Raw genomic sequence first — 12,138 nt, 5'->3', positions numbered from 1 at the left:
ACGAGCGCCAGGAGACACCCATGCCCCACCTGACCGAACACACCACGTCGGAGAGACTGCTCCGCCTGCTGACGGAGGGCGGGGCCCGCTTCACCCTGCTGGAACACCCACCGGAGGGGCAGACCGCCCGGGCCAGCGCCCTGCGCGGACACCCGCTGTCGGCAGCCGCCAAGTGCATGGTCGTCACCGTCACCGGTGGCCCTTCCGACGGGGAACGGCATGTGCTCACCGTGATCCCCGGGGACCGGCGGGTGGACTTCGCACAGGTGGCGAGGGAGGCCGGCGGGACCGAGGCGCGACTCGCCCGGCGCGAGGTCGCCGAGGCGCTCACCGGCTGCGTCAGCGGCAGTATCATCCCCTTCTCGTTCCACGACCGGCTGCCGGTCCTCGCCGACCCCGCGCTCTTCGACGAGCCCACCCTCTACTTCAACGCCGCGCGGCTGGACCTGTCCGTGGCCCTCGCCTCCGAGGACTACCGGCCCCTGGCCGACCCGAAGGTGGTGCCGGTCGCCGAGCGCCCGCAGCCCGCAGCGGCCTTTTGATACCCCTGCGATAAAAGCACTGTCTAGCGTCGTTGCTGAAAGCGTGAAAGAGCCTTTCCTGTTTCACGGTCCGAACCGATGCCGGTGTGGGGTGCAGCACTCGTCATGAATGCGATGGAAAGTCAGAGCGATATCGTCGGTGAGACGTCGGCGTGGCTGCGGTCCTTTCTGACGCGACCGCATGCCGATCTCGGTCGCAAGGGTGCCGTGTGCCCCTTCATGGAACAGTCCCTGAAACTCGGCAGGGCGGCGCTGAGTTCCGTCGATGTGAGCGGGCCCAGGGGCCGGCGGCGGCTGGAGACGACCGCCCGTTCGGCACTCGCCCGGCTCGGTGAGGATTCCGGCGGCGACAATGTCTACAACTCGTTCGTCATGGTCCCCGTCGGCCCGGACGAAGCCACCCGCGCCGCGCTGGTCGTGGACGTCCAGCAGACGTTGAAGGCCGAGGCCGTAGCGGCCGGCAAGATGGTGGGCGAGTTCTTTCCCGGGCACCCCATGCCGGGAATTCACAACGCGTCCTTCAGGCCGCTCGCCTCCCCGCACCCGCTGCTCGCCGTGCGCGCCATGGTGATCACGGACATTCTCTTCCTGGTCTTCCCCTCGATCCCGCCCGCCGACCGGCTCGCCAACCTTGAGGTGTGGCACGGCAGGTTCGGGGACTCGCCGATCGCCCCCTGGGCGCAGCTGTACGAGACCTCCCGGGCGGAGGCCGAGCGGGAGCTCAGGGCCCAGCAGGAGCAGGGTTCCGGCGCCACGGCCGCGGAGGGGAACCGGAGCCAGGCGGGGGAGGACGTCCGTGCCCGCGTCTGACCCGCTCGACCGCGAACGACGGCGACTCGCCGGGCTGTTCGACATCGCGCCCAGCCGCGTGCTGTACGCGCTGTGCGCCCTGGGTGTCGCCGACCGGGTGCCGGAGGACGGCATCGGGGCCGACGCCCTCGCCGATGCGCTCGGTGTGCACCGGGAGCGGCTGACCCGTCTGGTGCGCGCCGCCGAGACACTCGACGTACTGCGCGTCGACGACGGCCGTATGGTCCGCCTCACCCCGGCCGGGACCCTGTTGCGCTCCGACCGGCCGGGCAGCCTGCGCGCCGAGTTCTCCGACAACGCCCTCTTCACCGCCTGGGGCCCGTTCGCACAGACGATCGCCGACGGCCGCCCGGCTTACGAACTCGCCCACGGCACCGCCATCTTCGACAGCCTCGGCGACGACCGCGAGGCCCTGCGGACCTTCCACGAGCACATGCGGATGCGGGCCCACCAGCTGTACCGGCCCCTCGTTCCGGCGCTGCTGCGGCACAGCGGCCCGCGCGTGCTGGACCTGGGCGGCGGCACCGGCGGGCTCAGCGAACTCCTGCTGGCAGGCGACGACCGGTTGCGGGTCACCCTGACCGACCTGCCGGACGTGGTGGACCTCGTCCCCGGGGACCTGCCGCGCCGGTACCCCGGCCGGTTCCGCGCCGAGCCGGGTGACATGCGGACGTTCGTCCCCGACGGCCACGACACCTATGTGCTCGGCAGCATCCTGCACGACTGGCCGGACGACGTGGCCGCCGGGATCCTCGCCCGCTGCGCCGAGGCGGTGCGCCGCACCTCCGCGCAGTCCACCGTCGTCCTGCTGGAACGCGTGCTCGACGACGACCGGCCCGACCCGCGCCGCATGGACGACATGTGGATGATGGCGATGACCGGGGGACGGGAGCGCACGCGCGCCGAGTGGGCCGAACTGGCCGCGGACGCGGGCCTCGTCCTGCGTGCGGTGGAGAGCGGCGGGGAGTTGTCCGCCGTGGTCCTCGGCCCGGAGGGCTGACGCGGCAGCACGGGCCGCGTGCCCGCGGCCGTCGGCCCGGGAGGAACAGGGGAAGAGGCGCCCCGGGGCGAGAGGTCGGCCGGGGCGGGCGCGCAGCACTTCGCCCCGCCGACCGTCCGGTCGGCGGGGCGAAGTGGTCGGGGGGTCCGGCTCCCGGGCCCCCTCGGGGCCCTTCCGCCGTCCGGCCCCGTTCCGGTCGGAGGTCACCCGACCTCAGGCCCGCCGGGTGACCCCGTCGGTGGGCCGGACCCGCAGCAGTCGTCGCAGCGGCAGCATCGTGGCCGCCAGCCCCACCGTCAGCGCGCCCGCCGTGACCACGGCCAGCAGCGCCGGCGGCAGATAGGGGAAGGACGCCCCGGTGGCCGCCAGCACCAGCGGGCGCAGGATGATCAGCGCGATCGCCATGCCGATGCCGAGTCCGGCCAGTACGACGGTCAGAGCCTCCAGCCGTACGACCCGGCGCAGCCGGCGTGGATTCATGCCGATCAGCCGCAGCATCGACACCTCCCGCAGCCGCTCGAACGTCACCATGACGAGGGTGTTCGCGGCGGCGATGCTCGCGAAACCGGTGATGACGCCCAGCGCCATGATCTCCAGCCAGGCGAACTGCTCGGTCTCCTCCTCCGAGGCCTGGGTGAACGCCCGCGCGGTCTGCACGGTGGCCCCCGAGGTGCCGGCGACGGCCGACTCCAGGCCCCGGTCGAGAGCTTCGGACGGGCTGCCCTCGGCGCGCACCAGGATCCGGTCGACCAACGGCGAGGTCAGATGCCCGGCGACGGTGGCCCGCGGCAGCAGCACGTCACCGACGCCCGCTCCCCGCTTGTAGGTCGCCACCACCACGGGACGGATCCGGGTGCCGTCGCCCAGCCACAGGCTGATCGGCCGGCCCACCGAGGTGTCCAACCGGTCCGCGACCCGCTGTTCGACGGCGACCGTACCGGCCGCTTTCCCGCCGTTCGCCGGGCGCACCTCGGCGAGCGATCCGGAGACGACGTCAGGGTCCAGGTTCCGGGCCAGTTGCCCGCCCGCACCGGTGAAGGCGCGGGCCCGCACCGAGTCCTTGTCGGGCCTGGCGTCCTTGCCGCCCGGCCCCACCAGCAGGCTCAGATCGGTGATACCGGTCGCCGCGGCCACACCGGGGGCCTGCCCGGCGCGTTCCGCCAGGGTCTGGGGCAGCCCGCCGGGCGCCTCCACGACACGGTCGGCGGACAGCGCGGCCTCGCTCTGCACCCGTGCCTCGTACGACAGCGAGGTCTGCTGCCCGACCTTGGTCACCCCGAAGGCCACCACCAGTGCCACCGGCACGATCGCCGACGACAGACGGCGTGCCCGTGCCCGGCCGTTGAGGGTGGCCAGTTCCCCGGTGACACCGGTCAGCCGCAGCGGCAGACCGAGGACCTCGGTGGCGAAGCGGGCGAGGAGCGGACCGAGCAGCGACACCACCACCATGAACAGCAGCAGGATCAGCGGGGCGGCGTTGTTCGCCGTCGTACCCCCGCCGGCCAGCACGGTGACGGTCAGCAGCACGGCGCCCGCGAGTGCCGCCAGACCGACCAGCAGGCGAACCGGGCCGATGCCGCGACGGGGCACCGCGGCCTCCCCGAGCGCCTCCGCGGGGCGACTGCGGGCCGCGCGGAACGAGGCGATGAGGCTGCCCGGTACGGCGGCGAGCAGCCCGGCGAAGGCGGCCACGGCCACCGGGATCCAGGTGAACTCCAGCTCCGAGCCCGGGGGCATCAGGTGCCGTGTCTCCATGGCGTCGAAGAGAATCCGCGCCAGCAGGTATCCGGGCACGATGGCCACCGCCACGGCCAGCACCGCCACCAGCGAGGCCTCCGCGGCCGCCGTCCGCCGGATCTGGGAGGGGCGCGCACCGATGCCGCGCAGCAGCGCGGTCTCCCGCTGGCGCTGCGCGATGGACAGCGCCATGGTGTTCGCCACCACGAAGATCGTGATGTAGAGGCTCAGGCCGCCCATCGCCCCGAACATGCCGATGGTGTTCTCCTGGAGCACCGAGAAGTCCGGGTTCTCCACCGAGCCGCGGTCGTTCGCGCTGGTCAGCACCCGGGCCGACCCCACCTCCTTGCGGACCTTGTCGGCCAGCCGGTCCGCCGTGACACCGGGCTTCGGCAGCACGGCGATGGCGTCGGCCCGGTCCGGGTGGCCGGACAGCCGCCAGGCCTCGGCATCCGCGAACCAGATCCCGGGCTGCCGGGTGTCGACGACGGACGCGAGCCGGTAGGAGGAGGCGCCCTCGGACGTGGTCACCCGCACCGTGGCATCCCGCTTCACGCCCAGCTCGCGGGCCGTGTCCGCGTCCAGCGCGAGCTGTCCCGCGCCGAGCTCGGGCGCGGTGGTGTCCTTCTCGGCGGCGAAGCGGACGGTGGACCCCGGCCGGCCGTCGACGACGACGGGCGCGCGGTCCCCGGCGGACACGGTCACGGGGAACGCCGTGTCGGCGATCGCGGCCTCCACCTGCGGCAGTGCGGCCAGCCGGGCCGCCAGGGAGGTCTTCACCCGCTCCCGGTCGGGTACCGGACGGCCCGCCGCCTCCGAGTCGGCGGCGACGAGCACCGGAACTGCCGCGTACCGCTGCGGCGTCTGGTCGGCACCGGCCGCGGCGAACAGCAGATGACCGCAGCAGATGATGACCAGGGCGCCGAAGAACAGCGCGACGAACGTGCCGACGAAGGCCGAGGGGCGGGAACGGATCTGGGCCCGCGCGAGTCCGGTGCTCATGTCCGCCCCCGCACCCCGCCGGCCGCCCCGGGGAGGACGGCGGGCGCGGTCAGCGTCCGCAGCCGGGCGGAGATCTCCTGCGGGTCGCTCAGCTCCAGCTCGTCGGTGTTCTGGCCGTCGACCAGGAACAGCACCTGGTCCGCCCACGCCGCCGCGTTCGGCTCGTGCGTCACCATCACCACGGTCGCGCCCAGGTCGTCGACCGCCTCGCGCAGCAGCGCCAGTACCTCGGCCGCGGTGCCGGTGTCGAGGGCCCCGGTGGGCTCGTCCGCGAAGATCACATCAGGGTCGGTGATCAGCGCGCGGGCGACGGCCACACGCTGCTGCTGACCACCCGACAGCTCACCGGGACGGTGCCGTCCCCGGTCGGGCAGCCCCACCCGGGCCAGGATCTGCTCGGTCCGGGAGCGGTCCACCGGGCGGCCCGCGAGCTTGAGCGGCAGCTCCACGTTCTGATGCACGTTCAGCGCGGGCATCAGGTTGAACTGCTGGAAGATGAAACCGAGCCTGTTCAGCCGGATGTCGCTGAGCTTGGTCTCCCGCACCTTCGTCAGTTCCGTGTCCCCGAGCAGCACCGACCCGGAACTCGGCCGGTCCAGCCCCGCCGCGCACTGCAGGAAGGTGCTCTTGCCGGACCCGGACGGCCCCATCACCGCGGTGAAACTGCCCTTCGGCAGGGCGACACTGACTCCGCGCAGGGCGTGCACCGCGGTACTGCCCCGGCCGTAGCGCCGGTGCACGTCCCGCAGTGTCACCGCCGCGCGGCCGTCGGCCCAGGCGCCCCGCCCGCCGCCCAACACGGGGTCGGCCGGGGCGTGCCCCCCTCCCTCGGGATGCGACTGCCTGGAACGACGAAACATGGGGCTTCCTCTCTTTTCACGGACGCGGGCCCGCCCCACCGGTACGAGGGCGGAGCGTGCCGACACCAACGACCCTAGGACGGCACCCGCCTTCGCAGGAGCCACTCACACGCCGTAAATCACTGGGGGAAAACCCCACCACCGCGGCCTACAGACCCGGGCTCGCGGGGGTGAACGACGGAGCCCGCCATACCGGGTGGGCCCGTTCGAAGGCGCTCGCGAAGCGGATCAACTGCGGCTCGCTCCAGGCCGTTCCCGCGAAGGTGATGCCCATGGGGAGACCGTGCACATAGCCGGCGGGGACGCTGACCGCCGGGTAGCCCGCGTAGCCCACGGCGATCGCGCTGCCCATGATGGAAGGGTCGCCGTTGAGCAGGTCGGTCTTCCACCCGGGTGCGCCGGTCGGCATCATGAGGGCGTCCAGCCGGTCCTTCCTCAGCGCCGCGTCGACCCCCTCGTCACGGGCGACCCGGCGCACGGTGGCCACCGCCTCCTTGTACTCGGGATCCGTGGGCTTTCCGGGGAAGCCTTCCATCACGCGCAGGATGTCCTGGTCGAAGTACTCCAGTTCCGTGTCGGCGTGCGCCTCGTTGTACGCGATCAGCTCGGCGAGGCTGCGCGGGTGGTCACCGGGCATCCGCGCCAGGTACTCCTCGATGTCGTGCTTCATCTCCGTGATCTGCACCAGGAACGCCGCGTCCAGGTCTGTCATCATCTGCTCGGCGGAGGGAATGTCGGCGTTGTCGACGACGACCGCGCCCGCTTCCTCAAGCACCTCCACCGCCTGCTGGGCCACCGCGTCCGCGTGGGCGCTGTAGCCGGTGAAGACCTCCCGGGGCAGGCCGATCCGGGCACCGCGCAGCCCGCCCGGCTTCAGGTACGGCGTGTAGTCGCGGTGGAAGTGGCCGCGGCTGTCCGCCGTCGCGGGGTCCGTCGGGTCCACCCCGGTGAGCACTCCGAGCAGCAGCGCCGCGTCCCCGACCGTGCGGCACAGCGGGCCCACCGTGTCGAAGCTGCGGGCGCCCGGGAACATGCCGGTCCGACTGGTGAGCCCCGTCGTCGGCCGGATTCCCACGATGCCGTTGCACCCCGCCGGGCCGAGGATGGACCCGATGGTCTCGGTCCCGACCGCCGCCGCGCACAGACCGGCGGCGGTCGCCGCGGCGGGACCGGCGCTGGAACCGTTGGGCGAGCGGTCCAGCTTGTACGGGTTGCGGGTCTGGCCGCCGCGCTGGCTGTACCCGCTGGACGCGCTGACGAGCGACGTCAGATTGCCCTTGGCCAGTGGGATCGCGCCGGCCGCGCGCAGCCGCGCCACCGCCGTGGCGTCCTTCGACGGCCGGGCGCCCAGCAGCGCCCGCATGCCGTTGGTGGAGTGCATCCGGTCCGCCGTGGCGAGGTTGTCCTTGACCAGCAGGGGTATCCCGTGCAGCGCTCCGTGGGCCTTGCCGGCCCGCCGCTCGGCGTCCCGCCGGGCGGCGAGCCTCAGTGCGTCGGGGTTCGTCTCGATGACCGCGTGCAGCTCCGGTCCCTTGTGGTTCAGCTCCGCGATCCGGTTCAGGTAGAAGGTGGTCAGCTCCACCGAGGTGAGCCGCCCGGAGGCCAGCCGGTCACGCAGCTCGGTAAGGCTCAGTTCCTCAAGCCCGCCCCCGCCCGTGGACCGCCCGGACCGCAGGCCGGCCGACGGCGCGGACGTCGGCGCGGCCACGGCGCGGGGTGCGCCGATGCCGAGCAGGGCGGGGGCGGTCAGCGCCGCCCCCAGCCCCAGCAGTCGGCGGCGGTGGATCTCGGGTATCGAGGAGAGGTATTTCCCAGCCATCGTCACACTCTTCGCATAGATGTCCGACAGGTGTCAGAGACCGTACGAGGGCGGGCTTCCGTTTCGTTATCGACGGCCACCGGCCCCGGGCCGTGGACCGGCGTCGAGGTCCCGCAACCGTCGGCCGAGGACCGCGGTGACATCCCGCAACGCGTCCTTGTCGAGCAACTGATCGTGTGTGCAGGGGAGTTGATGGGCCTCCACGGTGCCGGTCACCACCGGCCGCCACGCGTCGGCCATGGCGTCCGGCTCGGCGCGTCCCTCCGTCGACGTGAACAGCAGCAGGTCGCCCTTGAACGGTTCGGGCTCCCGCCGGCTGCTGACCGCGACCGTGCGCACCATCACGTCGAGCATCCGGGACAGCCGCGCGTCGGTGAAGCCCTCCGGGAAGCCCTCCCGCAGGGAGGCGAGCACCACCGCGCGTCGACCGGCGAGGTCACCCGGCACATCCGGGGCCGCGACGGAACCGGGCGTCCCCGTCCCGGCACCCGGGGTGTCCGTGGCGCTTCCCGCGTCCTGGGCCAGATCCGCGTACAGCCGCGCGAGAACCTGGTCCTCGTCGAGCGGGACCGACCCCGCCTCCACACCCGGATAGGCGTCGAGCACGGCGAGCAACTCCACCTCCGCCCCACGGTTCTGGAGCCGGGCGGCGATCGCGTGGGCGAGGGTGCCGCCCAGTGAGTAGCCCAGCAGCCGGTACGGCCCGGACGGGCGGGCCCGCTGGATCCGGGTGGCGTAGTCCTCGATCAGCGCGTCCAGGTCGGCCGGGAGCGGACCGTCGTCGGTGAGCGCCGGGCTCTGCAGCCCGTACAGCGGCCACACGGGGTCGAGCGCGCCCCCGAGCCCGGTGTAGCACCAGCTCAGCGGCACCGACGGATGCACACAGAACAACGGGACACCGTCCCCCGCGGACCGCAGCCGCAACAACGGCTCCAGGCCCCGGTTCGCGCCGCCCGCCCCCGCGGCACCGCCGTCGAGCCAGGCGGACACCTTCGCCACGGTCGGCATCCCGAACACGTCACGCAGGCTCAGCTCCACGGCGAAGGCGGACCGGATGCGGCTGGTGAGCCGGGTCGCGAGCAGCGAGTGCCCGCCGAGGTCGAAGAAGTTGTCGTCGATGCCGACGCGTTCCGCCCCGAGGACCTCGGCGAAGAGTCCGCACAGCACCTCCTCGCGGGCGTCGCGCGGCGCCCGGCCCCCCTCGCCGCCCGCGTACTCGGGCGCGGGCAGGGCCCGCCGGTCCAGTTTCCCGTTCGGGGTGAGCGGGAGCCGGTCCAGGACGACGAACGCCGACGGCACCATGTACTCGGGCAGCTCGGCCGCCGCCCGGACCCGCGGACCGGTGGTGTCGAACCCGTCCCCGTCCGCGCCGTCGGCGGGTACCAGGTAGGCGACGATGCGCTGGTCGCCGGGGCGGTCCTCGCGGACGACGACGGCGGTGCGGGCGATACCGGGGTGGGCGGTCAGAACTCCCTCGATCTCGCCGAGTTCGATGCGGTGGCCGCGAACCTTGACCTGGTGGTCGGCGCGGCCGACGAAGTCGAGTTGTCCGTCGCGGCGCCATCGGGCGAGGTCGCCGGTGCGGTACATGCGTTCGCCGGGAGCGCCGAAGGGGTTGGCGACGAACCGGCCCGCGGTCAGGTCCGGACGGCCCAGATAACCCCGCGCCAGCCCCGGACCCGCGATGTACAGCTCACCGGGGACACCCGGGGCGACCGGGCGCAGCGCGTCGTCCAGCACGTACACCCGCGTGTTGAAGACCGCCCGGCCGATCGGCGCCGGCCCGGTGCCCATCTCCGGGCCGCAGACCGCGAAACAGACGTCCACGGTCGCCTCGGTCGGCCCGTAGGCGTTGACCATCAACCGCCCCGCCGACCAGAACGCCCGCACGTCCGGCGGGCACGCCTCCGCCCCCACCATGAGCGCGCGCAGCGCGGGCAGCGGACGGAACGGCACCCCCGCGAGCAGCGCGGTCGGCAGGTGCGCGTGAGTGATCGCCCGGTCCGCCAGGAAGTCGCCCAACTCCTCGCCGGCCACCGGCCCCGTCGGCAGGACCAGGCAGGCACCGGACAGCAACGCCATGCACAGCTCGGCCACCGACACGTCGAAGCTCGGTGAGACCAACTGCGAGACCCTGCACCCCGGTCCCGCGCCCAGCCGGACCCGCTGGTGCTCCGACAGGTTGGCCAGACCCCGGTGGGACACGACGACGGCTTTGGGGCGTCCGGTGGAGCCGGAGGTGTAGATGAGGTAGGCGGGGTTGTGGGGGTGGAGGGGGGTGGTGCGGTCGGTGTCGGTGGGGTTGTGGTCCGGGTGCTGGGTGTGGGTGTGGTGGGGGTGGGTGTCGAGGGTGAGGTGGGGGGTGTTCGTGGTGGGGAGTTGGGTGGTTGTGGTGGTGTCGGTGATGAGGAGTGCGGGGTGGGCGTCGTGGAGCATGTAGGTGATGCGGTCGGTGGGGTAGTCGGGGTCGATGGGGAGGTAGGCGGCGCCGGTCTTGAGGACGGCGAGGATGGTGGTGACGAGGTCGGTGCCGCGGGGCAGGGCGAGGGCGACGTGTTGTTCGGGTCCGATGCCCCGGCCGATGAGGTGGTGGGCGAGGCGGTTGGCGCGGGTGTTCAGCTCCGCGTACGTGAGGGTGCTGCCGTCGTGTTCGACGGCGGGGGCGTGGGGCGTGCGGGCGGCCCGGGCCTCGAAGAGGTGGGGGAAGGCGGCCTGCGGGACCTGACGGCTGGTGTCGTTCCAGTCGTGGAGGATCTCGCGGTGTTCGTCGGGGGAGAGGATGTCGAGGCGACTGAGCGGGAGCGAGGGCCGGGCGGCGGCGGCGCGCAGGACGCGTTCGAGGCGGATCGCGAGGGTGACCGCGGTCTCCGTGTCGAAGAGTTCCGTCGCGAACTCGACCGCTCCCCGGATACCGGCGGCCTCGCCCGCCCCGGTGAACGTCTCCTGGACGTTCACCGCGAGGTCGACCTTTGCCGCACCCGTTTCCACACCGGCGCCCTCGACGGTCAGGCCCGGCATGACCAGGCCGCCCTCGGACGCCTCCTCAAGCCCCAGAACCACCTGGAAGAGCGGGTGGTGGGCGAGTGAGCGGGTGGGGTTGACGATTTCGACGAGTCGTTCGAAGGGGACGTCCTGGTGGGCGTAGGCGGCGAGGTCCGTCTCGCGGACCCGGTCGAGGAGTTCGGTGAAGGTGGGGTCGCCGGAGGTGTCGGTGCGCAGGACGAGGGTGTTGACGAAGAAGCCGACGAGGTCGTCGAGGGCGTCGTCGGTACGGCCCGCGACCGGGGTGCCGATCGGGATGTCGTTGCCCGCGCCGAGACGGGTGAGCAGGGCGGTGAGGCCGGCGTGCAGCACCATGAAGACGGTGACCTGGTGTTCGCGGGCGAGTGTGACGATTCCCGCGTGCAGTTCGGCGTCCCAGGAGAGGGGCACGGTGGCGCCGTGGTGCCCGGCGACGGCCGGACGCGGCCGGTCGGTCGGCAGTTCCAGTTGCTCCGGCAGCCCGGCCAGTGCGGTGCGCCAGTGGTCGATCTGGCGTGAGATGACGCTGTCCGGGTCGGACTCGTCGCCGAGTACCTCCCGCTGCCACAGCGTGTAGTCGGCGTACTGCACCGGCAGCGGCTCCCACGCCGGGGCCCGGCCCTCACGACGGGCCGCGTACGCCACCGACAGGTCGTGGACGAGCGGCCCCGTCGACAGACCGTCGCTCGCTATGTGGTGCACCAGGAGGAGCAGGACGTGCTCGTCCGGTCCGAGGGCGAACAGCGTGGCGCGAACCGGGAGATCGGCGGTCAGGTCGAAGGTGTGGCGGGCCGCCGCGGCCACGTCGCCGTCGAGCCGGTCCGGGGTCGTACGGACGACTTCGACGACGGGCCGGGCCTCTTCCGCGGGAAGGATGTGCTGGTAGGGGGTGCCGTCCGTCTCGGGGAAGACGGTCCGCAGGCTTTCGTGCCGTGCGACCAGGTCTTCGATCGCGGTGCGCAGTGCGGTGGTGTTCAGGTTGCCGGTGAGTCGTAGTTGTGTCGGGACGTTGTAGGTGGTGCTGGGGCCTTCGAGTTGGTGGAGGAACCAGAGGCGTTGTTGGGCGGGGGAGAGGGGGGTGTGGTGGGGGCGTTGGTGGGGTGTGAGTGGGGTGTGTGTGGTGGTTGTGGTGCCGATGCGGGGGGCGAGTCCGGCGATGGTGGGTGTTTCGAAGAGGTCGCGGACGGTGAGGTGGGTGTTGAGGGTGTTGCGGATGCGGCTGGTGAGGCGGGTGGCGAGGAGGGAGTGTCCTCCGAGGTCGAAGAAGTTGTCGTCGATGGTGAGGTGGTTGATGTTGAGGGTGTGGGCGAAGATGGTGGTGAGGATTTGTTCGGTGGGGGTGCGGGG

At 72.6% G+C, this 12,138-nt stretch carries 7 protein-coding genes; 3 read left to right on the top strand and 4 right to left on the bottom strand.

Features of this window, described 5'->3' with window-relative positions:
• Window positions 1-20: 20 nt before the first annotated feature.
• The 3 genes from ACF1CT_RS13620 to ACF1CT_RS13610 all read left to right on the top strand — a co-directional run bounded on the left by ACF1CT_RS13620 (window position 21) and on the right by ACF1CT_RS13610 (window position 2,352).
• A complete protein-coding gene (locus tag ACF1CT_RS13620; RefSeq protein WP_391783986.1) occupies window positions 21-542 on the top strand; it encodes a YbaK/EbsC family protein in 522 nt (173 codons plus the stop codon).
• A gap of 78 nt (window positions 543-620) precedes the next feature.
• Window positions 621-1,352, top strand: a complete 732-nt coding sequence (locus ACF1CT_RS13615; protein ID WP_391783985.1) for a DUF6875 domain-containing protein — start codon at window positions 621-623, stop codon at window positions 1,350-1,352.
• The gene (locus tag ACF1CT_RS13610; protein ID WP_391783984.1) at window positions 1,339-2,352 is read left to right on the top strand and encodes a methyltransferase; all 1,014 of its coding nucleotides are present in this window, start codon (window positions 1,339-1,341) and stop codon (window positions 2,350-2,352) included. The genes ACF1CT_RS13615 and ACF1CT_RS13610 overlap by 14 nt, the downstream gene beginning before the upstream one ends.
• Before the next feature lie 213 nt (window positions 2,353-2,565).
• Here ACF1CT_RS13610 and ACF1CT_RS13605 read toward each other — a convergent pair whose 3' ends face one another.
• From ACF1CT_RS13605 to ACF1CT_RS13590, 4 genes are all read right to left on the bottom strand, one after another.
• Window positions 2,566-5,091 (bottom strand): ABC transporter permease, encoded by a 2,526-nt coding sequence (locus ACF1CT_RS13605; protein WP_391783983.1) that lies wholly within the window; start codon window positions 5,089-5,091, stop codon window positions 2,566-2,568.
• On the bottom strand, window positions 5,088-5,951 hold the full coding sequence (locus ACF1CT_RS13600; RefSeq protein ID WP_391783982.1) for an ABC transporter ATP-binding protein: 864 nt from the start codon (window positions 5,949-5,951) through the stop codon (window positions 5,088-5,090). The genes ACF1CT_RS13605 and ACF1CT_RS13600 overlap by 4 nt, the downstream gene beginning before the upstream one ends.
• 148 nt (window positions 5,952-6,099) lie before the next feature.
• Complete coding sequence (locus tag ACF1CT_RS13595; protein ID WP_391783981.1) at window positions 6,100-7,770, bottom strand: amidase family protein; 1,671 nt, start codon at window positions 7,768-7,770, stop codon at window positions 6,100-6,102.
• A gap of 66 nt (window positions 7,771-7,836) precedes the next feature.
• Window positions 7,837-12,138: amino acid adenylation domain-containing protein (locus ACF1CT_RS13590; protein ID WP_391783980.1), on the bottom strand; the 4,302-nt coding region annotated here is incomplete at its 5' end.

The sequence above is a fragment of the Streptomyces sp. NPDC014734 genome, from assembly GCF_043083325.1.
Lineage (GTDB): Bacteria > Actinomycetota > Actinomycetes > Streptomycetales > Streptomycetaceae > Streptomyces.
This window is presented reverse-complemented; position numbering and strand designations above follow the sequence as displayed.